Consider the following 24,031-nt stretch of genomic DNA (forward strand, 5'->3'; position numbering starts at 1 on the left):
CTTTACTAAACTGATGATTTGTAAACCGAATACGCTAAAAAATTGTTTTTGAATCAACAAAATGCTCTTTTTCAAGGTTTCACCTTGAGACAAGCTATGCTATAGTTCTTTCAAATATGCAAAAGGAAAGAAAAAGCCTGAGGAAATCCTCAGACTGTTTGCGTTAAGTATTCAATGTGTTCAAAGAAATTTGGGTAAGATACACGTACTGCATCTGTATCTTCAATCTCGATTGCTTGCTCTGTTATACATGCCGCAATTCCTAACATCATACCAATTCGATGATCTCCGTAGCTTGAAACGACTGCGCCGCCTTTAAGGCTCGTTTTACCATGAATCTTCATTCCATCATCTGTTGCTTCAATATGAGCACCTAGTTTTTTAAGTTCTGAAACGACTGTATCAATACGATTGGTTTCTTTCACTTTTAATTCAGCGGCATCTTTAATGATCGTTGTTCCTTCTGCTTGAGTAGCTAGGAGCGCAATAATAGGAATTTCGTCGATCAGTCTAGAGATCATATCACCTGAAATGTCGATCCCTTTTAATGAAGAGGTAGAGATCGTTAAATCACCGTACGGTTCTCCGCCTTTAGCATCCACTTCTTGAATGTCGAGGTTTGCACCCATTTGTTTTAGCACATCTATAATACCAGTTCTCGTTTTGTTCAAACCGACATTTCTCAATACAATCCGGCTGTTTGGAACGATAGATCCAGCCACTAAGAAAAATGCAGCTGAAGAAATATCTCCAGGGACAAATACATCTGTTGCTTTTAACGTTTGTCCACCTTCAATTGAAACACTTTGTGCATCTTCATGTAGCGAGACACCAAACATTGATAACATTCTTTCGGTATGGTCTCTTGATTTATGCGGTTCAGTTAACGTCGTTGTTCCTTCTGCCTGCAGTCCAGCTAAAAGGACAGCCGATTTAATTTGCGCACTTGCAACCGGAGACTCATAAGAGATAGCTTTTAAATTGCCCCCACGTATAGAAAGCGGTGTATACTCGCCACTTGCTCTGCCATCTATCTTGGCTCCTAATTGTCTTAGCGGACCTGTTACCCGTTTCATCGGTCTTTTGGCAATACTTTCGTCTCCGATCAGCGTACTGTGGAACTCACAGCCAGCCAAGATTCCCATCATTAAACGAATAGTCGTGCCAGAGTTACCGACATCGAGAATATCACTCGGCTCTTTAAGTCCTTTTAGTCCCTTACCATGAATGACAACATCTGTACCTTTTTGTTCGATGTCGACACCCATTTTTCTAAAACAATCAATCGTGCTTAAACAATCAGCGCCAGGAAGAAAGTTTTTTACTACTGTAGTACCGTCAGCAATAGCGCCAAACATCACAGATCTATGAGAAATGGATTTATCTCCTGGAATATGAATTTCTCCATTCATAGGAGCACTTTTATGAATTTTCATGTTCCTCACCTCAATCAGCATAAAATGTATCGTAATTTGCTCTATTTTTTATACAGAGTTCTGCCCGCTTTCGATCGTCATCTGTTTGAAAACTAATGCGTAAAATCCCGTTAATGTCTTCTCGCGTTTCAATAATACGGATATTTGTAATACTGATGTTTTCATTTGCTAGATATCCTGTAATTTCCGAAATAACACCAGGATGATCCGGCACATCGACATAAAGATCATAAAAAGCAGGGATAGCTCCTTTTTTCCTCAGAGGCAGGCCGTCGCGATATTCCTTTGCCTCTTGGAAATAAGAGAATAACCCCTCAGCATCTTCTTGTTGCACAAAGGATTCAATGCGGTCAATCTCTTTTTTCCATTCATGAAATCGGTCTAAAATCTTGTTTTTATTGTGCAAAAGGATATCGCGCCACATTGCAGGATTACTTGATGCAATACGGGTAATATCTCGAAAGCCTCCAGCAGCAAACCGTTTCACAAGAGGAAATTCTTCTTCAAAATGATGCGCTTGATGCACAAGACTGGCAGCGACGATATGTGGAAAGTGACTAATCACACTTGTCACAGCATCATGTTCTTCGGGTGTCATTTCAATGAAATGAGCATTGGTTCCCTTCAGCAGATCCTTCAAACGGTCAACAGTCTGACGACTTGTTAGTTTTGCTGGCGTTAAAATGTAGAATGCATTTTCAAATAAAAAGTCTTTCGCTGCAATGACACCTGACTTATGAGACCCTGCCATCGGATGCCCGCCAATAAATTGGTAATGATCAGGCAACGTTTTTTCAGCAAAGTGAACGACCTTTTGCTTTGTGCTCCCTACATCCGTAATCGTGAGCTCTCTTTCAATACCAGATGCTGCAATATCACTTAACATTTTGACGGTTTGTTGTACTGGCGTTGCCAAAATAATCGTAGCTGCTTCATTTAAGCCTCCTATAAAGGATTCGGCAGTCGCGTCGATGATCCCTAGTTTTGTTGCAGCAATCATTTGTTCTTTAGAGACATCATAGCCTACAATTTTTTTATGTGGAAATTCTTTTTTAATCGACAGTGCAATAGAACCACCAATTAAACCAAGTCCAGCGATTAATATGGTTTCGTTTGCTTCATTCATGTTCATCACCTGATTTTTCGCGAAAATTAAACAAGCTGTTTCAATAGCTTATATGTATATTGGATGAGTTACAACGAAAGCCATATCCCATAAACAGGATATGACTTCATTGTTATGCTACGCACGAATGCCTTGTAATAAATCGGCAAGTGTAGTTAGGATTTCTTCATTTTGCTCCTTTGTTCCAACAGTAATACGTAAAGAAGTTGGGAATCCGAGAGCTTGACCAGATCGAACGATATAGCCCTTTTTCAAAAGTGCATTGAACAGCTCATCTGCATCTCTTTTAAAATCAATCAGCACAAAGTTTGTTTGAGATGGATAGATAAACAATCCAAAACGGTCTGCAAATTCTTGATATTGTTTAAGACCTGCTTCATTTTTTTGTCTGCACGATTGAATGAAGTCTTGATCTTTAATGGCTGCACGTGCAGCTGCCTGAGCGATACGACTTGTATTAAAAGGCTCTCTCGCAGGTTCAATGGCAGTAATCAACTCCTCTGAGGCAACCCCATAACCTACTCGAAGTGCCGCAAGTCCATATGCTTTAGAGAACGTGCGCAGTACAATGACATTTTGATAGGCTTTTAATAGAGATAAACTGTTCGGAAAGTCTTCCGCGCGAACATATTCAAAATATGCTTCATCTAGAACGACAAGCACGTGAGCAGGCACTTGATCTAAAAACGATACGAGCTCAGACTCTGACAAATGATTTCCTGTCGGATTGTTCGGGTTACACACCCAAACGACTTTTGTGTTGTCATCCACCGCATTCAGCATTCCCTTTAGATCATGAGCTCCTCCATTTAGAAGTGGTACTTCTCTAATCTCTGCATGCTCAATCACTGCATTGTGACGGTATTGCGGGAATGACGGAGATGGGATCACCGTATTTGTATGTTGATCAAGGAATGCCCTAGCAATAATTTGCACAAGTTCATCTGAGCCATTCCCGAATATTAATTGTTTTTCATTTACTTGAAGAAACTCAGCCAGTTCCGTTCTTAAACTTGCGCTGTATCCGTCTGGATAAATCGCTAAATGTTCAAGTTCAGCTTGTATGGCCTCTCTTGCATGTGTGGAACATCCAAAAGGGTTTTCATTTGAAGCCAATTTCACAATTTTGTCTAATTGATATTCTTTTTTGACCTCTTCAATTGGTTTCCCAGGTTGATACGGTTTTAGCTGTTTTAATTGATCTTTGATTTGCAAAATGTTTCACCTCATTTGAATGAATAGAGGGGACTAAATGTTTTTGCATATGTTTCAAATTCTCTTAAAGCCTCTTGGCGTGTATCACTTGCTACTAATTGTTCTTGAAGCTCTTCAATTTTTTTGACAAGCGCACTGCCGACAACGACACCATCACTCATTTTATTCATTGAGTCTACTTGTTCTCTTGTTGAAATACCAAAACCTACAGCAACTGGTATTTGACTCAACTGTTTCACTTGTTGAATAAAATCTGTAATCGATGCGTCGAAAGATTGTCTGACACCTGTGACGCCGAGAGATGAAACACAATACACAAAACCTTCTGCCTGCTCTACAATTTTTTCTAATCGTTCCTTGCTTGTTGGTGCAACGAGTGATATATATGAAATGTCGTGTGCTTGACAGTTCTTCTGCAGCTCGCTACTCTCTTCAAAAGGCAAGTCGGGTGTTAAGAGCCCCGAAATATGATTTTTGCGCAGTAAAGCGAAAAAGTATTCTGTGTCTAATTGTAACACAGGATTATAATACGTAAATAGAATTACAGGAATTTTTACGCCGTTTTTTTTCATCTTTCCTGCTAATTCTATCGCTTTTACGATATTCATACCATGATGAAGTGCTCTTTTAGAAGCTCTTTGAATGACGGGGCCGTCCGCTAACGGATCGGAATACGGAACACCTAGTTCAATCGCATGTGCCCCTGCTGCTTGAAGCGCGAGGGCTAAATCAATGGTGATCTCTTCTGATGGATCACCCGCTGTAATAAATGGAATAAATAATTTCTGACCTTGCTCTAATTGAAATGTGATCATTTTGTTTCACCCTCACTTTCAAGCACATTCATTAATGTATGCACGTCCTTATCTCCTCTGCCTGACAAGCAGACAAGAACAATGTCGTCTTCACTCATGTTCTGGCTCATTTCAAACGCTTTTGCTAAAGCATGTGCAGATTCGATCGCTGGCAGGATTCCTTCTTTTTCTGTGAGCAGCTTTAACGCATCTAGTGCTTCTTGATCTGTCGCACTCACATATTGAACCCGGCCGCTCGCATGCAAATACGCATGCTCTGGCCCGATCCCCGGATAGTCTAATCCAGCTGAAATCGAATAAGGCTCAATAATTTGACCAAATTCATCTTGAATCAAGTATGTCAAAGATCCATGTATGACACCTTTTGTCCCTTTCGTGATGGTCGCTGCATGAAGCGGAGTGTCGATTCCTTTCCCAGCAGCTTCTACACCAATGATATCGACCTCTTCATCTAAGAACGCCCGGTACATTCCTATCGCATTGCTCCCTCCGCCAACACAGGCAACGACTTTATGAGGAAGCTGCCCTTCCTTTTCAAGTATCTGCGCTTTCGCCTCATCTCCGATCATCCGCTGAAATTCACTGACGATTTGAGGATACGGATGAGGTCCAACGACTGAGCCGATCATATAAAAGTGGTCACTGCAATGCTGGACCCAATAGCGGATGGCTTCATTGGTTGCATCCTTTAATGTTCCGTTCCCGCTTGTGACAGGTATGACTTCAGCGCCGAGCAGTTTCATTCGGAACACATTGAGTGATTGTCTTTCCACATCTTCTTTTCCCATAAATACAGTGCAGGATAAACCGAATTTTGCGGCCACCGTTGCAGCAGCTACACCGTGCTGACCTGCTCCTGTTTCGGCGATGATATTTGATTTCCCCATTTTTTTCGCTAGCAGTGCCTGCCCAAGCGCATTGTTAATTTTATGAGCGCCTGTATGGTTTAAATCTTCTCTTTTTAAATAGATTTTAGCACCACCGAGATATGCCGATAATTGATCAGCGTATGTGAGTGCAGTTGGTCTGCCTGAATAGTTTTTCAAAAGCGATATATATTCCTTTTGAAAAGCAGGGTCTTCTTTTAATTCACGAAAAGCTTGTTCGATCTCTTCTAGTGGCTGCATGAGCGTTTCAGGAACGAATTTCCCTCCAAATTCTCCATATCTGCCAATCTCATTTGGATATGCGTACATGGTTCAACATCCTTTCTTCGAGCACTTTCATCTTTGTACTGCTTTTCTTTCCGTTTTCTTCTATACCGCTTGAAAGGTCTATGGCGTCTGGACCAAAAGCAAGCAGATCTATTATGGTGTCTGGCGTGATCCCGCCAGCAATGGCGCAAGTTTTCCCCAGTTGTTTTGCATGCTGAACATATGAAGGCACCGCCTCCCATGCAAAAGCTGTTCCAGAACCGCCTCTCATTCCTTTTACTTTCGCATCAATGAGAAAGCCGTCGACACTTGGAGCAAATGCCGTCATATGTTCAAGTGTGTCGTTTACATCGGGCTCGTGATGGAACACTTTCCAAACGAGCGCCTTCGTTTGTTGTTTGATGTCGCTTGCATCTTCTGGCGTCTCATCGCCATGAAGCTGCACAATATCTAAGGGGAGGTTGTTTGTGATCTCGCACACTTTTGGTGTTTTTTCATTCACAAATACCCCCACTATCTCTTTTTTGCATTTTACTTGTGACAGCCAGTGTTTCACTTGATCTGGATCAACTCGTCTTTTACTCGGCGCAAAAATAAAACCGATGGCATCCGCTTGAGATTGCGAGATGCATGCGACATCCTCTTGTGAGACAGCCCCGCAATATTTTAAGTAAGGCTTACTTTTCTTCATTCTCCGAACAATGCCTGAACGGCTTTCTCCTGTGATTGTTCCCTCATTAAAGATTCACCAACAAGAACGGCATTTGCTCCGTGCTGTTTCACAAAGGTCAGATCATCAAATGTCTTTATCCCGCTTTCACTTACTAGTAATACGTCTTTTGGAACAAGTGGCGCGATCTCTTTTGTTTGTTCAACAGTTGTTGTAAACGTATTGAGATTCCGGTTGTTCACACCGATAATCTCAGGAGTGAATAGGTGTAAGATCTTTTCTAGTGTATGTGCTGCATGTACTTCAACGAGGACATCCAGTCCTTTTTCTTTCGCTTCTGTATAGAGCTCATACAGCTTTTGCGGCTCAAGCGCCTCTCCAATTAATAAAATGGCATCTGCCCCTATCCGTTTCGATTCTTCTACTTGTATAGAGTCAATAATGAAATCTTTTCTTAAAATAGGACGTGTGATGTGTTCTTTAATAAGAGACAAATATTCGTTTTTCCCTTGGAAAAACGGTTCATCCGTTAAGACAGATAAACAATCTGCATTTGATGCTTCGTATGCTTTTGCTGTCTGTAAAGGATCAAAATGAGGCTGAATGATTCCTTTGGAAGGAGACGCTTTTTTCACCTCAGCAATCAGTCCGATCGACCGGTGAGGATTCATAAGGGCTTCTTTAAATGATTGTCTTTCATAATGTCCTTCCTCAGGTAATTGCAAGGTTTGCACATGTTCTTTTTTACGGGCGATAATTTGATTAAGCATAGATCTCTTCCTCTTTCGTTTTTTGTTTTAGACGGGCTAATTGTTCTTTAGCTGATCCGTTTTTGATCGTTTCTAATGCTTTCATTGTGCCTGCCATCAGACTCTCTGCTTTTCCTGCCACATATAATGCGGCCCCAGCATTAAGCGCTGTAATATGAAGCGGTGCTCCACCCGCTTGATAATTCAATATATTCTGAATCAATTTGGCACTTTCTTCTGGTGATTGAACCTGAATGTCTGATAAATGCCCTTTTTCAAGTCCGAAGTCTTCTGGGTTTAACGTATATTCTGTCATGACACCTTTTTTGAGTTCAATGATGTATGAATTTGCTGTAATGGTTAATTCATCCAGCCCATCATCTCCGCAAACAAACAGGACATGTTCTGGCTCTAAAGGAGCAAGAGCTTTCGCCATGAGCTTTGCCTTTTCCTTTGCATACACACCGATGATTTGCTTTTTGGCCTGCATCGGGTGGCAAAGCGGTCCTAATAAGTTAAATACCGTCCGAAATCCGAGCTGCTTGCGTACGGCGGCTACTTGTTTCATAGAAGAATGATAGAGCGGTGCAAATAAAAAGCCCATGTTTTTCTGCTGTATTTGCCGTCTTGTTTCTTCAGGTGTGGATTGAATTTGAATACCAAGACATTCTAGCACGTCAGCACTCCCGCTTTTAGAGGAGACGGAACGATTTCCGTGCTTGGCGATTTTCGCCCCAGCAGCCGAAGCAACGATGGCAGCGGCTGTTGATATATTAAATGTTGATAAACCGTCGCCTCCTGTCCCGCACGTATCAACAACATCAAGTGACCTTTCTACTGGTGCTGCATGCTGCCTCATGGCTTTCACGAAGCCTGTCATTTCTTCAGCGGTTTCTCCTCGATGCGCTAAAATAGATAGACTAGCAGCGACTTCAGCATCTGTTAACGAGCCGCTCATCATATCATGCATCAGGTCATTCGCTTCTTTTTCTGATAGTTTTCCTCCATTAACAAGAGCTGATAGTCGTTGATTCATTTGGCACACTCTCCTTTTCTGAGAAAATATGTTCAGCAAGCTGAATGGCTTTTAGAAGTGCTCCTGCCTTATTGCACGTCTCTTCCCATTCGTTTTCTGGAACGGAATCAGCGACAATGCCGGCACCTGCTTGTATAGAAGCAGTCTGATGTTTGACGCTCATTGTGCGAATGGTAATACAGGAATCGATATTGCCGTCGAAACCAATATAGGCAATACAACCGCCATATGTCTCTCTTGGCTCAGGCTCCATTTCGTTTAATAATTGCATTGCCCTAATTTTTGGGGCGCCTGTCAATGTGCCTGCTGGAAAAGCGGACATAAGCGCGTCTACTGGATGTGTATCCTGCTTCAGCTTCCCTGTCACAATAGAAATAATGTGCATGACGTGCGAAAAGTTCACGACTTTTGTAAAAGTTGGGACAGACACACTGCCGTATTCTGCCACACGTCCAACATCATTTCGAGCCAGATCCACTAGCATATAATGTTCTGCTTTTTCTTTTTCATCATCGAGCAACTCTCTTGCTAGTGCATCATCTTCTTCTTTTGTCATTCCTCGTTTTCTTGTACCAGCAATTGGATGGATTTCTAAGTGACCGTTTTTCGCATGGATTAATCGTTCTGGCGAGCTTCCGACTAAGTCTCGATCTTTTAATTTCATAAAATACATATACGGTGATGGATTGACAATCCGAAGCACACGATACAATTCAAATGAGCTCACTGTCACTGGAATGTCAAAACGCTGAGAAAGTACACCCTGGAAGATATCACCCGCTCGAATGTACTCCTTGATTTTTTCGACATCCTTTAAAAATTTTGCTTTTTCATAGGTAGACGTCACCTGTTCAAACGAAGGGGGTTCATTCATATTCCCTGAGATAATCAGTTCTTTCATATCAATTTTTGTATGAAGCTGCTGTACCATCAGTTCAAGCTGCTTTTGATTTTCTCGATAAACCCGAATTTTTTCTTCCTCTGTTTCATGACCGTTCAGCTGCGTGTACTGAATAAAATGAACTTGGTTTGTTTCGTGATCAAATGCGATCATTGTTTGGCAAACAAATAATGTGCAATTATCTGTCGTTGATGCATTCGGATGCGGCTTGACAGACGGCTCAATGTTTGGAATGAGGTCGTAACTTAAGTACCCTACGGCTCCACCAGTAAATGGGATATCAATTTCAGGTGTCTTGATTAGATATTGCTCTTTCATCCAGTCAAGCAACTCTTTCAGCTCCGCTTTTTGCATCACTGACTTTCCCGCAGCGTCACGAGCAACATAATGGTCTTGCTCGTCATGTAATGTTAAAAAAGGATGTAATCCGATAAAGGAATATCTCGACCAGCTAGAAGATTCGTCTTTGCTTTCTAGCAAATACACAATATCCTGTTTCAGTTTCTCGACAATTTGAATGGGTGAGAGCGTATCAACTGTAATGGTTTCAACAATCGGGATGGTTTTGTAAAACTGACTGTCTCTTAAAAATTGGGTAAGGTTTGATTGGGATTTCATAAGCACACTCCTTAAATGGAATTAAGGAGAATGAGGGGACATCTTGAGGATTTGTTTGAGTATACGAAATAAGCCTAAAAGAGGCTTCGCTCTTTTAGGCAGTATGATTAAATAGAAGTATCGTATCTCTGCTCAACTCTACTCATCTCAACTACCCTAGTCTCATTCTCATCTTCTCTAAGCTTGCAATGCCGTTCACACCTGTGTGTAAACTTCGGCTGTTCATATCGTATTATAATTCCTTGTTTTTTGTCAACTGTAAATCAGGCCGAAGCGTGACAGCCTCTTCCAAGTATATGTGCTGTATGTCTTCCTGCTTGACATCTGTCTGAACGGTCATTAAAACGCGAATGCACTTCTTTAGACCTCCATCAATGTCAAGCTCTTGCATACAAGTGACAGGCACATAGGTCCATCCTTCAAACTGCCTGAGTGCTTTTGCTGGAAAAACGGAGTGAATATCTTGTGTAGCTGAAATCAAGATCTGCACGACACGCTCTGGATCTACTTGGTTTTTTGAAATGATCGCTTCTAGCAGCTGCTTCGTTTTGGTTAACACTTCTGTTTCAGTATCTTCTGTCACAGTTGTAGCCCCGCGTATCCCGCGAAACATCATAGACAGCCCTCCTCCCGTTTCCATTCTTCGAGCCAGTGATACAGCTCATCTTTTGTGAAAGATTGCAGGGTGACGTCTCCAACTTGTTTTAGCAAAACAAATTGAACACTCCCGCCTCTTGCCTTCTTATCACCAATCATGCGATCGACAAATGTTTTGGTTGAAATCGTTTGTGTGACTTGTACTGGGAACCCTAGTTCTTTCATCCACACTTTAAGTTTCTCACGATCTAGGCTGAGTCCTTGCTCTTTTTCACTGACATATAAAGCAAACTGCATGCCAATTGCAATGGCATCTCCATGCGTGATCGCACCGTATCCATACTCCGCTTCAATGGCATGCCCTAGTGTATGACCTAAATTCAAGTATGCCCGCACACCATGTTCTTTTTCATCTTCTTGAACAATGGATGCTTTCACTTGAATCCCTTGATAAAGCATATGTGCCAGTTCATCCTTTGATAATTCTGTCAACGAACGAATGGACATCAGTTCTGATAAAAAGACTTCACTTGAAATCAGTGCATGTTTTATCACCTCAGCAAAGCCTGATCTTAGCTCTATTGGTGAGAGTGTCTCTAGCATACTTGTATCATAGATGACAGCAGCCGGTTGATGAAACGCACCAATTAAATTTTTGCCGAGCGGATGATTGATTCCGGTTTTTCCGCCGACTGCACTATCATGTGCAAGCAGCGTGGTCGGTACTTGAATAAAATCAATGCCTCTCATATAAGTGGCAGCAGCAAAGCCAGCCAAGTCTCCAATCACCCCACCTCCTAATGCAATGATGCATGAGGAGCGGTCGAGTTGAAATTGGATGGCTTTCGTATGAATCTGCTCAAACTGTGCAAAAGATTTTGATTGTTCTCCGTTTGGCACCACTACTTTTTGTACAGACCATTTCTGTTTAAGTAATTGAACCATTTCATCTCCATAAAGGGCATCGACGGCTGAATCTGTCACGATGAAGAGCTTCGTGTAAGATCGCCCAGTGGAAGTAATCAAGTCTACGATATTTTGTCTAATCCCATCACCGATATATACAGGATAAGTGGCTGAAGACGTCTTCACTTCCAGTGTTTTCATTAAAACTCCCTCTGAAGCTGGCGCATTTTGTCGACATTTTCTTTAATGCGGTCAATTTGATCAAGACCAAACTGCTCAACCACTGCATTGGCGATTTCCCATGCAACGACTGCTTCTGCCACAACACTTGCGGCTGGAACAGCACAGCTGTCAGAACGCTCAATACTTGCAGAGAAAGGTTCTTTTGTTTCAATATCCACGCTTTGCAATGGTTTGTATAAGGTTGGGATTGGTTTCATAACCCCTCTTACGACAATCGGCATACCAGTTGACATTCCGCCTTCAAGACCACCTAAGCGGTTTGTTTTTCTCGTATAGCCTTTTTCTTCATCCCAGATGATTTCATCATGAACTTCACTGCCATTTTTAGAAGCTGCCTCAAAGCCAATACCGAATTCAACACCTTTAAAAGCGTTGATACTCAGTACTGCGCCTGCAAGCTTGCTATCCAGTTTACGGTCATAGTGCACATAGCTGCCGACTCCAACTGGCATCCCTTCAACGATGACTTCGACAATACCACCAATTGAATCGCCGTTTTTCTTCGCTTCGTCAATGGCATCCATCATTTTTTGACCAGCTTCACTGTCATAGCAGCGAACAGGTGATTCTTCTGTTACTTTTTGCAAATCTTCAATAGATTCATAAGCGGTATGGGAAGCTTTTACTCCACCAATTTCAAGGACGTGACCAGCCACTTTGATTCCAAGGTGAGCCAAAATTTGTTTAGCTACTGCACCTGCTGCTACACGAACCGTTGTCTCGCGTGCTGATGAGCGCTCTAATACGTTTCTCATATCACGGTGACCATATTTAATCGCACCATTTAAATCCGCATGCCCTGGTCTTGGACGAGAGATTTGACGCTTCATTTCACTCTCTTCTTCTTCAGTAATCGGCTCTGCACCCATGACCTTTGTCCAGTGCTTCCAATCATTATTTTCAACAACAAGTGCAATAGGAGAACCTAATGTTTTCCCGTGGCGAACACCACTTAACACTTTCGCTTGGTCTTTTTCAATCTGCATTCTTCTTCCGCGGCCATGACCTTTTTGTCTTCTAGACAGTTCATAATTGATGTCATCCTGCTCTATGTAAAGTCCCGCTGGAACTCCTTCAATAATTGTGGTCAGTTGTGGACCATGTGATTCACCTGCTGTTAAGTACCTCATGACTTATTCTCCCTTCATCGCATTAACGCTTTTAAGTAAAACTATGATAACACACTTCCTACTAAAAAGTCAGCTACTACCCCTTCTTTTGATAAAAGAAAGTATCAGCAGAGGTTAATCCAAACTTTTCTGGGTGAAAAATTTGTTCTGTAGAACCAACAAATAATACGCCATTTTGCTTTAAACTGCTGCTCATTTTTAAGTAAATTTCTTCTTTCGCCTCTTCTGTAAAGTAGATGAGAACATTTCGGCACACGATGAGATCCAGCTGTTTTTCATATGGATCCGCTAAAAGGTTGTGTTTCTTAAATTGAATGTGCTTTCGAATCTCATCCTTCACCGTGTAAAATGAAGAATCTTCTTTTGTGAAATATTTTTGCTTGATTTGATCTGGCACCTCTTGCAAAGATCGTTCATGATATCTTCCTTTTTGCGCGGATTGCAAGACTTTATCATCAATATCCGTTGCAATAATTTGGAAGTCTTTCACAAGCGGATGGCTTGATAGCAGCATTGAGAGTGTATACGGCTCTTCTCCAGTAGAGCAAGCTGCACTCCATATTTTTAGGGTGCCACTGTTTTTTGAAAGCAACGGCAGGATTTTTTGATCAAGTACTTCCCAGCGCTGATAGTTTCGGTAAAATTCTGACACATTGATCGTCATTCGATCCATCGTTTCATCTAATAGCGCTTTGTCCTTTTCAAGAGCAGACGCAAATGCCTCAAAATCTTTATATCCTTTTTTATCATAAAGGGATGTTAATCTTCGTTTCATTTGTGCTTCTTTATATAAATTCAGATCTACCCCAGTTAGTTTTTTCCATTTTCCAACAAATACTTGATACTGATCCATCAATGTCCTCTCCTGTCTCATCTATCTTTGTCCTAGTATAGCTGTTTTTATCATAAATTTGTATCATCTCATGCGAAAATTCGTATAGAAATCTCAATATAAAAAAGCCAAAGTGATCATTTGATGAACACTTTGGCTTGAACATTAATAAATCCAGCTTGAGATCGTTTGATCCCAGTTTGTCAGTTCTTCTTGTTTAAAGAAAAGGTTGATTTCTCTTTCGGCACTTTCTGGTGAGTCTGAGCCATGGATAATATTTTTGCCAACAGTTAATCCATAGTCGCCTCTTATTGTTCCTGGAAGCGCTTCCTTCGGATTTGTCTTTCCAATAATCTGCCTTGTTACGTCTACGACTTGTTCACCTTGCCATACCATGGCAAATACAGGTCCTGACGTAATAAAGTCAACCAATTCACCGAAAAATGGTTTTTCTTTATGCTCTCCGTAATGTGTTTCTGCTACTTCTTTTGGAATGCTCATGAGCTTTGCTCCAACAAGCTGAAGCCCCTTTTTTTCGAATCTTGACACAATTTCACCGATTAATTGTCTTTCCACACCATCAGGTTTGACCATAAGAAATGTTTTGTCCATATACGTTTTCCACCCCGTCGTTATGTATGTATAGGCTTACATTGTTACAAAGTGATCGTATCATTTTTTTTTATAATAATCAATTTTTGACAAAAAATTTCACAAAAAAACCAACCAACGAAACGTTGATCAGAATTTTCGTTTACCAATATATTTTGCAATCGACGCTAATGAAGATTTAGCCCGCCCACGCGGAAGTTGATCGAGCTGTTCAAATGCTTTTTTCAAATACATTTCACTCACTCGAATGGAACGGTCGATCGCATCTGTTTGTTTGAGATGTTCAATTACAGGTTTCAGCTGCTTTTCTGTCGTTTCACTATTGATCAGCTTCAACTGACCTTCTAACGTCGGGTTCTGAAGCGCATATAAAACAGGAAGAGTGACATTTCCTTGTAAAAGGTCCCCACCAACAGGTTTGCCTAATTCTTCTTCAGTTGATGTAAAATCAAGGACATCATCAATGATTTGGTACGACATACCAACATAGTACCCAAACCAGTAAAGGGCTTTATGTGTTTTTTCATCTGTTCCAGCTGCAATCGCGCCTAATTGACAGCTGCCTGCAATAAGCAAAGCTGTTTTTCGTTTAATTCTTCTTAAATATGTACGAAGGTTTTGGTCCATGTTGTATTTATCTTTGACTTGTTCTATTTCCCCAAGACAGAGCTCGACGACCATTTTTGACAAAATTTCATGTGCCATTGGGTGATTGATTTTCGTCATGTACTCGAGTGACCTTGCAAATAAGTAATCCCCCGTGTACATCGCAATTCTGTTGTCCCATTTTGCTTTAATCGTCGGTTTTCCTCTTCTTAGTTCTGCATCATCAATGACATCGTCATGGACAAGTGATGCCATATGAATTAATTCAAGCGCTACGGCTACATATTTAATTTTATTAATATCATAGTCACCAAACATGCCTGAAAGGAGAACAAAAACGGGGCGGATTCGTTTCCCGCCCGCTTGCAGCAAATGAAGACCGGCTTCACTTAATAATGCATAATCAGAGCGAACGGTTTGTTCAAGCTCTTTTTCAATTATATCGATATCATGATTTAGAAAAGAAATCATTGCTTTTAGTTTCATTATTTTCACCCAAATATCGTTTATTCAAAGCTTCTTTCCGATATGTGTTGCTGCTACACCGCCTGTAAATGGATGATACGTGACATCAGACAGACCGGCCTCTTCAAAAAGAGACGCCAGTTCTTTCATGCCAGGGAACGTTTTGGCTGATTCTTGAAGCCATGAATACTCCTGATAGCTTTTGGCAAACAGCTTGCCAAAGAGCGGCATGATGTATTTGAAATAGACATAATACCCTTGTTTAAACCCAATCATCTCAGGCTGTGATGTTTCAAGGCAGACAACCATTCCACCGGGTTTTACCACTCGTGTCATTTCCTTTAGCACTGTTAAGTAATCAGGGACATTTCGAAGGCCAAAACCGATTGTGACATAATCAAATGAGTTGTCCTCAAAAGGGAGCTCCATTGCATTGCCGTGGAGCAGCTCAATTTGATTGTAGCCGCCTGTTTTCACCTTCGTTTCGCCAACACTCAGCATATTTTTACTGAAGTCAAGGCCTTTGACCTCGCCAGTTTCTCCAACAGCGTCTGCAAGCGCAATTGTCCAATCGGCAGTTCCACAGCATACATCTAGTGCTTTGGCTCCTTTTTGAACATTCATGAGCTTCATTGTTTTATCGCGCCATTTTTTATGCTGTTTAAAGCTAATGACAGAGTTCATTTGGTCATAGTTTTTATAAATTTTTTCAAATACACCGTGTACTCGCTGTTCTTTTGATTGCTGCATGACTTACCCTTCTTCCACTTTCTGATGGTACGCAGGTTCATTTTTCATATGATCCAAGCGATTTAATAGCTCTTTTTGAACGATCGGAGATGAAACTAGATGCTCCTTGATTGATCGTTTGGCCTTTTCATAGCCTTCATTCTCAAAGTTGTCAAAACATGTATAGGCGTCCGTATAGCTATCGTTCAAAAAAAGTTTTAAATGTTTGTCGTCTTCTGCTTGTTTCATAAAACGTTTATAAACAAGGAAGCGACTTGCAATTTCATTCCAATGCGTCAATTGAAAGTGCTCAGAAATTCTTTGGAATAGCGCAGATTCCACTGTAGCAACACTTTTATAAAAGTGGGCTGCATCTTGAATGGATCGATCATATAGTCTAATTTTATGTTCATTAATCTCTTTGATCGCCGTGGCGAGAGTGCGGATCATGTAAATATCTTTCATGTCAGAGAGAAGAGAGTAATAGAGACCGCTGAAATAGTCTCCTGCTAGGATGGTCAACTGACGATTTTTGAACTCGTCTTGTTTGATGGCTGCAGCAGTTGTGACTTCGTCATGGGTATCAAGGGCAATTTGCACAAGCATCGCCGTTAAAATATAATTTTCTTTTTTCTCAGCATCGATTTGAGCTTCATCAAACATTGCATGAAAAAGAAGGAGCTTATCTTCATCGATGAGCGGCGCACGCAAATGCTTCGCCAAATAAGGATGAGAAAGCTTTTTGTTTAATTTTATATTCAGATTAGATAAAATTCCGTAGATGTCTTGCAAAGATATCACCCTTGTCCCAAAAATTACAGTTTCATATGTAGCTCTCTAGATTGTATAGAGATTTATTATACCATATCAGGCCTGACTTTCATGCTATCAAGTGCATAGTCGTGCGTTATTTCTTTGCTTCGCTTTGAATTTCACCGAAGCTTGTTTGAATGACAGCATCGCCCCGCACTTTGATGGCTGATGTGTGCTCAGTAAATTGTGCGATAATGACTTCACCTTTATCGAGCTTTTCGGAATGGTGAAATCTTGTATCGGAACCTCTAGTTAAGCCGATCACATTGACACCATTATCAATGGCTTTAATCACCACAAAATCAGATGCTTTATTTTCACTCAATCTGTTCACCTTCCATCTATGGATTAGTCGTTTTTAATAAATGAAAGCACTTCTGCTCTTGCTGCCGCATCATTTGCAAATGTACCGCGTACGGCTGAAGTGACTGTTTTAGCGCCGGGCTTCTTCACTCCGCGCATCGTCATACACATATGCTCTGCTTCAACGACAATCATCACACCATGTGGATTTAAAGTTTCCACCATACTATCTGCAATCGTTGATGTAATGCGCTCCTGAAGCTGCGGGCGCTTTGCCACGGCTTCTACTGCTCTCGCCAGCTTGCTGAGTCCCGTTACTTTTCCGCCGCGCGGAATATAAGCGACATGGGCTTTGCCATAGAATGGCACAAGATGGTGTTCACACATTGAATGAAAAGCAATATCTTTGACAAGAACAAGTTCTTCATGATCTTCACCAAAAATGGTTTTAAAATGTTCTTTTGGATCTTCATTTAATCCCGAGAACACTTCTTCATACATTTTTGCTACTCGTTTTGGGGTATCAAGAAGTCCTTCACGATCTGGATCTTCTCCGATTGCTTTTAATATATCGCGTACCGCGTGTTCGATTAATTCTTTATTTATTTCACTCATGTATTATATCCTCCAAAGGCGATTACATTTCATTCAGATTCTAGCACACTTCAGATCCTAAAAGCAAAGGAGAGCGTTCTAAACAAACCATTTGATTCAAAAGGAAAAGCCCCTTATCAAAGGGGCTTTTCTAGACCAGTGTGAAACTGTATATGTATAACTCCTTCAATAGGATCATTACACATAACGATTATTTACCTGCCACCGCGTCTTTAAGTGCTTTACCTGGTTTGAAAGCAGGTACTTTGCTTGCAGGGATTTCGATCTCTGCACCAGTTTGTGGGTTACGTCCTTTACGAGCTGAACGCTCACGTACTTCAAAGTTACCAAAACCAATAAGTTGGATTTTGTCACCATTTTTAAGTGCATCTAAAATTGTATCAAAAACAGAATCAACTGCTTTTGTCGCGTCTTTTTTAGATAACTCGCTTGCTTCAGCAACCGCGTTAATAAGTTCTGTCTTGTTCATGCCTTTCACCTCCTCCCAAAAATATGCATTCAATAGATTGTTATCATTTCTTCACAATTCATCTTCTTTCTATACACTTTTTTTGAAAAAAAGAGCGTCTAGAAAGCGTCATACATGGCTTTTCATTAGAAAACTTCTCTTTGAAGGAATGTTTGTCCAACAAAGTGAAGATTTTCTGTAAGTAGATTAACACATATGAAATACCATATCAAGCATTTTAAAGGGAAGAATCCTTATTCGTCAAGGATTAAGGGCACTTTTGCGAACGAATATTCCTAATTTCAGCCTGAATCTGACTAATCTTTATACAATTGTCTTTTTATGACTTCACCTGCACGCAAAAAAAGACCCCCATCAATGAGAGGTCTCACATCCTATAGAATAATCGCGATCAGACCGCCTGATCCTTCGTTAATAATTCGTTCAAGCGTTTCCTTTAGTTTATACCTTGCATTTTCCGGCATTAGCGAGAGTTTTGCTTGAATGCCTTCTCTGACAAGCGAGCTGAGTGAACGTCCAAATATATCGGAATTCCAGATAGAAAGCGGATCATCTTCAAAGTCTTGCATTAAGTATCGGACGAGCTCTTCACTTTGTTTTTCTGTTCCGATAATCGGCGCAAACTCACTTTCTACATCTACCTTAATCATATGAATAGATGGCGCGACTGCTTTTAATCTGACGCCGAATCTTGATCCTTGCCTAATGATTTCCGGCTCATCTAAACTCATATCTGACAAAGCTGGTGCCGCAATTCCGTATCCAGTCTGCTTCACCATTTTTAAAGCATCAGACACTTGATCATACTCCGTTTTCGCATGTGCAAAATCTTGCATGAGCTCAAGAAGGTGATCTTTGCCCCTAATTTCCACACCAACCACTTCTTTTAGGATATGATCATATAGATCATCCGGCGCATACAGATCAATTTCTGCGATCCCCTGACCCATTTCAATGCCTGCTAAGCCTGCTCTTTCGATAAAATCGAATTCACTGAACTGACCTACCACTCGGTCAACATCTCTTAATCTCTTAATATCCTTGACGGTTTCTTTCACTGAATCCTGATAACTCTCTCTTAGCCAATGATCTTCTTTTAGTACCATGACCCAGCTTGGCAGGTTCACATTCACCTCAAGCACTGGAAATTCATATAATGCTTCACGAAGTACACTGAGAACGTCTTGTTCTCTCATACTTTCGACACTCATCGCGAGTACAGGAATATCATATTTTTGACTAAGTTCCTGCCGCAGTGCTTCTGTTTCAGGGTGATAAGGTCTCACAGAGTTGATCACCATAATAAACGGCTTTCCAACTTCTTTGAGTTCGTCAATGACACGTTCTTCTGATTCAATATAGTCATGTCTTGGGATTTCTCCAATTGATCCATCTGTTGTAATCACAACACCAATGGTGGAATGCTCTTGAATGACCTTGCGTGTACCAATTTCCGCTGCTTCATGAAACGGGATTGGTTCTTCATACCACGGCGTATTAATCATTCTCGGACCATTTTCATCTTCATACCCGCGTGCACCAGGCACGGTGTAGCCTACACAATCGACAAGCCTAATGTTGACATCCAGGCCGTCACTCACGTGAATGGATGCCGCTTGATTTGGCACAAATTTTGGTTCTGTGGTCATAATGGTTTTTCCTGCTGCGCTTTGCGGCAATTCATCCTGTGCTCTTGCACGGTCTGCCTCATTATTGATATTCGGGAGCACCACGAGCTCCATAAACTTTTTAATAAACGTAGATTTCCCTGTACGAACGGCTCCAACGACTCCTAAATATATATCGCCTCCTGTTCGTTCAGCGATATCCTTGAAAATATCGACTTTTTCCAAGTGATCCCCTCCCGGACTTGCTATCCTCGTTTTCAAATAAAATACTCTATACTTCAATCAAACGGTGCTTGAAAGGTGTCAGGACAATATATGTGTATGACGTTGTCCTATTTGAATATGACACCTTTTTTGTTTTGAGAGTATGTTTAGCCATAAAAAAACCTTTCTCCTCATTTATATGCAGAGGAGAAAGGTTCATTCTTGTTTATGACGTCTTTTTTTCTAAAAAAGCCGGCTCACCTTTTTTGTTGATCGTATATGGAACAGAAAACGCTGGTACAAACGGGGTTTCCTGCCAATAGACATCTTGAATATTTTCACCTGGTTTCAGCTTTTGTTTCGTATTTTTCAAAATCTGGGCAAAATCACTGCGATAGTCAACATAGATTTCGCCATTTGAGGAAATCAGTAATGGAAGTGATTCACCCGTGACAGGGCTCGTCACTGTAGGCGGTGCTTTTAACCCTAGTTTTTTTTCATTTAACGTATATAAATCTTTAGAGACTACTTTGCCATATGGCGGATATGTATGTTCATCTTGATATATTTTGATCCTTAGACGTAATTCACTGATCGTTTGTGTCATTTTGACATCAAGCAGTTTCACCGTTGGGTTTTGTTCGACGTCTGTGAGGACATAGATATATTCGCCCCCGCCTTCAAAAGATGTCGACGGTACATCGTGTAAATATCTTGGTGACAGACGCTTAAAGTCAATGACATACTTCTGATAAATAGGTGTGTCGCCTTCTTTTGTTTCAATCGGTAAAAGGCCATTTGTCGCTTTTTGAAAATCTTCAATTGCGGTCTGCACACTTTGCAGCTGCTCTTTATATGGCACGCGGTTTTCAGCTTTACGATTCTCTGGATAGAGGCACCCCGTAAGTAAAATAAGTGTTAACAGCATGACACTGATTTTTGCTTTGATCATCACATTCTTCCTTTTTCTTTATTCATTGACTGGTCCGCTAAATACAACTAAAAACACAATGATACCTGATATGAGCATTAAGCTGTACGCGACAGTTGAGGCTGTTATTTTCAGAAACCGGCTCTTCAGCTTAAACCTACTCAGATAAATGGTTACAACGGCTAAAAACATGAGCCCCATTGAACCAAGCGCAAACCACATCTTGATTAAAGCAAAACTCATCGTGCCTGTCCCCCTTTAATACAAACGAATTGTAAGCGTTTATATTTCATTCTAAACCAAAATTAAGTAAAATATCAATCATTTTTCCAATCAATTCAGAAAAAAATGCATAAAAAAACTGAAGCAAAGAGGGGGACTCTGCTTCAGTCATTAGGTCGACTATTTTTCCTCATTCTGTAGAGGCAAAGCTCTATTCAAACTTCATTGTTATGTTATGCAAGTCTTCCCCTTCTTGCATCCTCTACACGCCTAAGTTCAGTCTTCCAATTATTTTGTTTGGTTTTCGAACATGTTCACAAGGTCTTCCATCTCATGTGTTTTCACACGTGCCATTAATGATTCTACAGCATCGTCTACCTTTTTCCCTTCAAATAGGACGCCGTAAAGAGCCTCTGTAATCGGCATGCTGACCTTGTATTCTTTGGAGAGCTGATAAGCGCCTTTTGTTGTGCGGACGCCTTCGACAACCATCCCCATTTTTTCAAGCACTTCTTCGAGCTTATATCCTTTACCGAGTAAATTCCCGCAGCGCCAGTTACGCGAATGAACACTTGTACAGGTGACAATCAAATCTCCAACACCTGTTAATCCGGCAAACGTAAGAGGGTTTCCTCCCATTTTTGTGCCGAGGCGGGCGATTTCAGCAAGACCCCTTGTGATGAGCGCTGCTTTCGCATTATCGCCATATCCGAGTCCGTCTGTGATCCCTGCCGCAAGAGCGATGATGTTTTTCAGCGCCCCGCCAATTTCCACCCCAATCACATCAGGGTTTGTGTACACTCTGAAGTTATTGTTCATAAACAAATCTTGAACAAATTGAGCCGCTTCAATATGTTCTGATGAAACTGTAACAGTTGTCGGATGACGCAAGCCAACTTCTTCAGCGTGACTTGGTCCTGACAGGACAACAACTGCTTCTCTTTTTGCTTCTGGGACTTCTTGTTCGATCATTTGAGAAATTCTAAGAAGTGTATCTGGTTCAATTCCTTTACTGACATGAACAAATGGCACCTTTGACGTAATGAACTCATTTGCCTGTTTCAATACTTCTCGAATGGCCTTTGTTGGCACAGCGACAATAATCGCATCTGTCCCTTCTAGTGCCTGTTTCATATCTGTTGTCGCTTGAATAGACGCTGGTAATGCAACATTAGGCAAGTAATCATGATTTTCATGTTTCTCATTGATTTGATCAATTAATTCTTGTCTATGTCCCCACATGTGTACATCATGATGATTATCAGCTAATACAAGCGCAAGAGCTGTTCCCCAGCTCCCTGCTCCAAGTACTGAAATTTTCTTCATCCTGCTCACCCTTTTTATTTTCTCGCTCTCGCAAATATTTTAATTGGTGTTCCTTCAAAACCAAATGCATCTCGAATTCGGTTTTCTAGGAAACGCTCATAAGAAAAGTGCATAAGTTCTGGATCATTTACAAACACAACAAAGGACGGCGGTTTGATCGCCACTTGTGTTGCATAGTAAATTTTCAGACGCTGTCCGTTATGGGTCGGCGTTGGGTTCATTGCTACGGCATCCATGATAATATCGTTTAGAATGTTCGTTTGAACGCGCATCGCATGATTTTCACTAGCGGTAATGATTGTTGGCATTAACGTGTGAATTCTCTTTTTCGTAAGAGCAGACATGAATAAGACAGGGGCATAATCAAGGAATTGAAAATGCTCACGAATGTTTTGCTCAAATTCCTTCATTGTACGCTCGTCTTTTTCAACAGCATCCCACTTGTTCACAATGATCACAACGGCTTTACCCGCTTCGTGTGCGTAGCCGGCAATACGTTTATCCTGTTCAATAATGCCTTCTTCACCATCAAGAACTACAGCGACAACATCCGATCGATCAATGGCTTTCAACGCACGGAGTACACTGTATTTCTCTGTTGTTTCATAAACTTTCCCTTTTTTTCTCATACCTGCTGTGTCGACAATGACAAAGTCACGTTGGTTGTACGTAAACATTGTATCTACAGCATCTCTTGTCGTACCAGCGATGTTGCTGACAATGACACGTTCTTCACCGAGCATCGCATTCACCAAAGAGGATTTCCCTACATTTGGGCGGCCGATTAAGCAGAACTGTACCACTTCTTCATCATATTGTGTATCTGGTAAGTTTTTGAAATGCTCTGCGACAGCATCAAGCAGATCACCTAGACCGAGTCCGTGCGTTCCAGAAATCGGATACGGTTCACCAAATCCAAGTGCATAAAAGTCATACACGTCGCTTCTCATTTCAGGGTTGTCCAATTTATTGACAGCAAGTACGACAGGTTTTTTCGTGCGATATAAAATTTTTGCGACTTCTTCATCCGCAGATGTGACGCCATCTCTTCCATTGACCATAAAGATAATAACATCCGCTTCATCCATTGCGATTTCAGCCTGATGGCGAATTTGCGCCAAAAACGGCTCATCTCCAATATCAATTCCACCAGTATCTATTAAATTAAAGTCATAATTTAACCATTCAGCAGAGCTATAGATTCGATCTCTTGTTACACCAGGTGTGTCTTCTACAATCGATATTCTTTCGCCTGCGATTCGATTAAAAATTGTAGATTTTCCAACGTTGGGCCTTCCAACAATGGCTACGACAGGTTTACCCATAGTACCCTTCCTTTCAATCCAGCCGCGATTCAATATGTTCATCATCATGTTTCAACCGGGATTTATAATTTTCATTCAGTTTTATGAAATAAACCCTTCAAACATGAAGGGTTCAACTTATATATTATATCAATTTTTAATCAGACCACAATGAATAACTTAAAAATGTTTGACGATCAAATAAAGATCTTCTCCAATGCCGTGTGCAATTCCATCTAAAATGGCCTCTAAATTCATGGCATACATGTCGAGCTCTTCTTTATTTTCACAGAAAAAAACGGCTGTTCCGCCAATGACCCGCTCTTTATTTGTTGTCGCCACAGCCAATATAAATTGTTCAATGGTGTTCGCCATG

26 protein-coding genes are annotated in these 24,031 nt (G+C 41.0%); all 26 read right to left on the bottom strand.

Annotation, left to right across the window (positions count from 1 at the left end; all coding sequences use genetic code 11):
* Window positions 1–149 precede the first annotated feature (149 nt).
* The 26 genes from aroA to ACTJJD_RS01080 all read right to left on the bottom strand — a co-directional run bounded on the left by aroA (window position 150) and on the right by ACTJJD_RS01080 (window position 24,030).
* Window positions 150–1,436: a 3-phosphoshikimate 1-carboxyvinyltransferase gene (gene aroA, locus ACTJJD_RS00955; RefSeq protein WP_440608029.1), complete on the bottom strand. Its 1,287-nt coding sequence runs from the start codon at window positions 1,434–1,436 to the stop codon at window positions 150–152.
* Window positions 1,437–1,446: 10 nt separating this feature from the next.
* Entirely contained in the window at window positions 1,447–2,562 is a 1,116-nt protein-coding gene (locus tag ACTJJD_RS00960) for a prephenate dehydrogenase (RefSeq protein ID WP_440608030.1), read from the bottom strand.
* Window positions 2,563–2,679: 117 nt separating this feature from the next.
* Entirely contained in the window at window positions 2,680–3,777 is a 1,098-nt protein-coding gene (gene hisC, locus ACTJJD_RS00965) for a histidinol-phosphate transaminase (protein ID WP_041507023.1), read from the bottom strand.
* A gap of 11 nt (window positions 3,778–3,788) precedes the next feature.
* Window positions 3,789–4,592 (bottom strand): tryptophan synthase subunit alpha, encoded by an 804-nt coding sequence (trpA, locus tag ACTJJD_RS00970; RefSeq protein WP_017359752.1) that lies wholly within the window; start codon window positions 4,590–4,592, stop codon window positions 3,789–3,791.
* A complete protein-coding gene (gene trpB / locus ACTJJD_RS00975) occupies window positions 4,589–5,788 on the bottom strand; it encodes a tryptophan synthase subunit beta (RefSeq protein WP_007500937.1) in 1,200 nt (399 codons plus the stop codon). The genes trpA and trpB overlap by 4 nt, the downstream gene beginning before the upstream one ends.
* Window positions 5,769–6,437 (bottom strand): phosphoribosylanthranilate isomerase, encoded by a 669-nt coding sequence (locus ACTJJD_RS00980; protein WP_024718510.1) that lies wholly within the window; start codon window positions 6,435–6,437, stop codon window positions 5,769–5,771. Before ACTJJD_RS00980 ends, trpB begins: the two co-directional genes overlap by 20 nt.
* Entirely contained in the window at window positions 6,434–7,186 is a 753-nt protein-coding gene (trpC, locus tag ACTJJD_RS00985; RefSeq protein WP_047945941.1) for an indole-3-glycerol phosphate synthase TrpC, read from the bottom strand. Before trpC ends, ACTJJD_RS00980 begins: the two co-directional genes overlap by 4 nt.
* Complete coding sequence (gene trpD / locus ACTJJD_RS00990; protein WP_047945942.1) at window positions 7,179–8,201, bottom strand: anthranilate phosphoribosyltransferase; 1,023 nt, start codon at window positions 8,199–8,201, stop codon at window positions 7,179–7,181. Before trpD ends, trpC begins: the two co-directional genes overlap by 8 nt.
* A complete protein-coding gene (gene trpE, locus ACTJJD_RS00995; protein ID WP_181891505.1) occupies window positions 8,173–9,720 on the bottom strand; it encodes an anthranilate synthase component I in 1,548 nt (515 codons plus the stop codon). Before trpE ends, trpD begins: the two co-directional genes overlap by 29 nt.
* A 232-nt stretch (window positions 9,721–9,952) precedes the next feature.
* Window positions 9,953–10,336 carry a chorismate mutase gene (gene aroH, locus ACTJJD_RS01000; protein WP_181891506.1) on the bottom strand — a complete coding sequence of 128 codons (384 nt, stop codon included), beginning with the start codon at window positions 10,334–10,336 and terminating at the stop codon, window positions 9,953–9,955.
* Window positions 10,333–11,424 carry a 3-dehydroquinate synthase gene (gene aroB / locus ACTJJD_RS01005; RefSeq protein ID WP_181891507.1) on the bottom strand — a complete coding sequence of 364 codons (1,092 nt, stop codon included), beginning with the start codon at window positions 11,422–11,424 and terminating at the stop codon, window positions 10,333–10,335. The genes aroH and aroB overlap by 4 nt, the downstream gene beginning before the upstream one ends.
* Window positions 11,424–12,596 (bottom strand): chorismate synthase, encoded by a 1,173-nt coding sequence (gene aroC / locus ACTJJD_RS01010; protein ID WP_138825992.1) that lies wholly within the window; start codon window positions 12,594–12,596, stop codon window positions 11,424–11,426. The genes aroB and aroC overlap by 1 nt, the downstream gene beginning before the upstream one ends.
* A 76-nt stretch (window positions 12,597–12,672) precedes the next feature.
* Window positions 12,673–13,449, bottom strand: a complete 777-nt coding sequence (locus ACTJJD_RS01015; protein WP_008344547.1) for a CheR family methyltransferase — start codon at window positions 13,447–13,449, stop codon at window positions 12,673–12,675.
* Window positions 13,450–13,593: 144 nt separating this feature from the next.
* Entirely contained in the window at window positions 13,594–14,040 is a 447-nt protein-coding gene (gene ndk / locus ACTJJD_RS01020; protein WP_003216015.1) for a nucleoside-diphosphate kinase, read from the bottom strand.
* Window positions 14,041–14,169: 129 nt separating this feature from the next.
* Entirely contained in the window at window positions 14,170–15,132 is a 963-nt protein-coding gene (gene hepT, locus ACTJJD_RS01025) for a heptaprenyl diphosphate synthase component II (RefSeq protein ID WP_007500951.1), read from the bottom strand.
* A gap of 24 nt (window positions 15,133–15,156) precedes the next feature.
* Window positions 15,157–15,861: a demethylmenaquinone methyltransferase gene (locus tag ACTJJD_RS01030; RefSeq protein ID WP_342494795.1), complete on the bottom strand. Its 705-nt coding sequence runs from the start codon at window positions 15,859–15,861 to the stop codon at window positions 15,157–15,159.
* Between the two features lie 3 nt (window positions 15,862–15,864).
* Window positions 15,865–16,632: a heptaprenyl diphosphate synthase component 1 gene (locus ACTJJD_RS01035; RefSeq protein ID WP_007500958.1), complete on the bottom strand. Its 768-nt coding sequence runs from the start codon at window positions 16,630–16,632 to the stop codon at window positions 15,865–15,867.
* 115 nt (window positions 16,633–16,747) lie between these two features.
* Entirely contained in the window at window positions 16,748–16,978 is a 231-nt protein-coding gene (gene mtrB / locus ACTJJD_RS01040; protein ID WP_008344541.1) for a trp RNA-binding attenuation protein MtrB, read from the bottom strand.
* A gap of 23 nt (window positions 16,979–17,001) precedes the next feature.
* The gene (gene folE / locus ACTJJD_RS01045; protein WP_003215789.1) at window positions 17,002–17,571 is read right to left on the bottom strand and encodes a GTP cyclohydrolase I FolE; all 570 of its coding nucleotides are present in this window, start codon (window positions 17,569–17,571) and stop codon (window positions 17,002–17,004) included.
* Window positions 17,572–17,761: 190 nt separating this feature from the next.
* Window positions 17,762–18,040, bottom strand: coding sequence for a non-specific DNA-binding protein Hbs (hbs, locus tag ACTJJD_RS01050; protein ID WP_003215863.1), 279 nt, complete (start codon window positions 18,038–18,040; stop codon window positions 17,762–17,764).
* A 374-nt stretch (window positions 18,041–18,414) separates the two neighbouring features.
* Window positions 18,415–19,893, bottom strand: a complete 1,479-nt coding sequence (gene spoIVA / locus ACTJJD_RS01055) for a stage IV sporulation protein A (protein WP_008344534.1) — start codon at window positions 19,891–19,893, stop codon at window positions 18,415–18,417.
* Between the two features lie 205 nt (window positions 19,894–20,098).
* Window positions 20,099–20,824 (bottom strand): hypothetical protein, encoded by a 726-nt coding sequence (locus ACTJJD_RS01060; protein WP_007500961.1) that lies wholly within the window; start codon window positions 20,822–20,824, stop codon window positions 20,099–20,101.
* 18 nt (window positions 20,825–20,842) lie between these two features.
* Entirely contained in the window at window positions 20,843–21,046 is a 204-nt protein-coding gene (locus ACTJJD_RS01065; protein WP_008344530.1) for a DUF2768 domain-containing protein, read from the bottom strand.
* 267 nt (window positions 21,047–21,313) lie between these two features.
* Window positions 21,314–22,351 (bottom strand): NAD(P)H-dependent glycerol-3-phosphate dehydrogenase, encoded by a 1,038-nt coding sequence (locus ACTJJD_RS01070; RefSeq protein WP_008344529.1) that lies wholly within the window; start codon window positions 22,349–22,351, stop codon window positions 21,314–21,316.
* A gap of 14 nt (window positions 22,352–22,365) precedes the next feature.
* A complete protein-coding gene (der, locus tag ACTJJD_RS01075) occupies window positions 22,366–23,676 on the bottom strand; it encodes a ribosome biogenesis GTPase Der (protein ID WP_008344528.1) in 1,311 nt (436 codons plus the stop codon).
* Between the two features lie 159 nt (window positions 23,677–23,835).
* Window positions 23,836–24,030, bottom strand: coding sequence for a capping complex subunit for YIEGIA (locus ACTJJD_RS01080; RefSeq protein WP_008344527.1), 195 nt, complete (start codon window positions 24,028–24,030; stop codon window positions 23,836–23,838).
* Between the last annotated feature and the right edge of the window lies 1 nt (window position 24,031).

It is taken from the genome of Bacillus sp. 22446 (genome assembly GCF_052044955.1).
Classification (GTDB): domain Bacteria; phylum Bacillota; class Bacilli; order Bacillales; family Bacillaceae; genus Bacillus; species Bacillus altitudinis.

What these genes read in the sequence shown, in the direction of transcription:
- aroB (WP_181891507.1), bottom strand. Translation starts at nt 11,424, where the DNA reads ATGAAAACACTGGAAGTGAAGACGTCTTCAGCCACTTATCCTGTATAT.
- ACTJJD_RS01065 (WP_008344530.1), bottom strand. Translation starts at nt 21,046, where the DNA reads ATGAGTTTTGCTTTAATCAAGATGTGGTTTGCGCTTGGTTCAATGGGG.
- ndk (WP_003216015.1), bottom strand. Translation starts at nt 14,040, where the DNA reads ATGGACAAAACATTTCTTATGGTCAAACCTGATGGTGTGGAAAGACAA.
- aroA (WP_440608029.1), bottom strand. Translation starts at nt 1,436, where the DNA reads ATGAAAATTCATAAAAGTGCTCCTATGAATGGAGAAATTCATATTCCA.
- hepT (WP_007500951.1), bottom strand. Translation starts at nt 15,132, where the DNA reads ATGAAACTAAAAGCAATGATTTCTTTTCTAAATCATGATATCGATATA.
- ACTJJD_RS01080 (WP_008344527.1), bottom strand. Translation starts at nt 24,030, where the DNA reads ATGGCGAACACCATTGAACAATTTATATTGGCTGTGGCGACAACAAAT.
- aroH (WP_181891506.1), bottom strand. Translation starts at nt 10,336, where the DNA reads ATGATGTTTCGCGGGATACGCGGGGCTACAACTGTGACAGAAGATACT.
- der (WP_008344528.1), bottom strand. Translation starts at nt 23,676, where the DNA reads ATGGGTAAACCTGTCGTAGCCATTGTTGGAAGGCCCAACGTTGGAAAA.
- ACTJJD_RS01015 (WP_008344547.1), bottom strand. Translation starts at nt 13,449, where the DNA reads ATGGATCAGTATCAAGTATTTGTTGGAAAATGGAAAAAACTAACTGGG.
- aroC (WP_138825992.1), bottom strand. Translation starts at nt 12,596, where the DNA reads ATGAGGTACTTAACAGCAGGTGAATCACATGGTCCACAACTGACCACA.
- folE (WP_003215789.1), bottom strand. Translation starts at nt 17,571, where the DNA reads ATGAGTGAAATAAATAAAGAATTAATCGAACACGCGGTACGCGATATA.
- trpA (WP_017359752.1), bottom strand. Translation starts at nt 4,592, where the DNA reads ATGATCACATTTCAATTAGAGCAAGGTCAGAAATTATTTATTCCATTT.
- hbs (WP_003215863.1), bottom strand. Translation starts at nt 18,040, where the DNA reads ATGAACAAGACAGAACTTATTAACGCGGTTGCTGAAGCAAGCGAGTTA.
- ACTJJD_RS01030 (WP_342494795.1), bottom strand. Translation starts at nt 15,861, where the DNA reads ATGCAGCAATCAAAAGAACAGCGAGTACACGGTGTATTTGAAAAAATT.
- ACTJJD_RS00960 (WP_440608030.1), bottom strand. Translation starts at nt 2,562, where the DNA reads ATGAATGAAGCAAACGAAACCATATTAATCGCTGGACTTGGTTTAATT.
- ACTJJD_RS01060 (WP_007500961.1), bottom strand. Translation starts at nt 20,824, where the DNA reads ATGATCAAAGCAAAAATCAGTGTCATGCTGTTAACACTTATTTTACTT.
- trpE (WP_181891505.1), bottom strand. Translation starts at nt 9,720, where the DNA reads ATGAAATCCCAATCAAACCTTACCCAATTTTTAAGAGACAGTCAGTTT.
- ACTJJD_RS00980 (WP_024718510.1), bottom strand. Translation starts at nt 6,437, where the DNA reads ATGAAGAAAAGTAAGCCTTACTTAAAATATTGCGGGGCTGTCTCACAA.
- trpB (WP_007500937.1), bottom strand. Translation starts at nt 5,788, where the DNA reads ATGTACGCATATCCAAATGAGATTGGCAGATATGGAGAATTTGGAGGG.
- trpC (WP_047945941.1), bottom strand. Translation starts at nt 7,186, where the DNA reads ATGCTTAATCAAATTATCGCCCGTAAAAAAGAACATGTGCAAACCTTG.
- trpD (WP_047945942.1), bottom strand. Translation starts at nt 8,201, where the DNA reads ATGAATCAACGACTATCAGCTCTTGTTAATGGAGGAAAACTATCAGAA.
- ACTJJD_RS01070 (WP_008344529.1), bottom strand. Translation starts at nt 22,351, where the DNA reads ATGAAGAAAATTTCAGTACTTGGAGCAGGGAGCTGGGGAACAGCTCTT.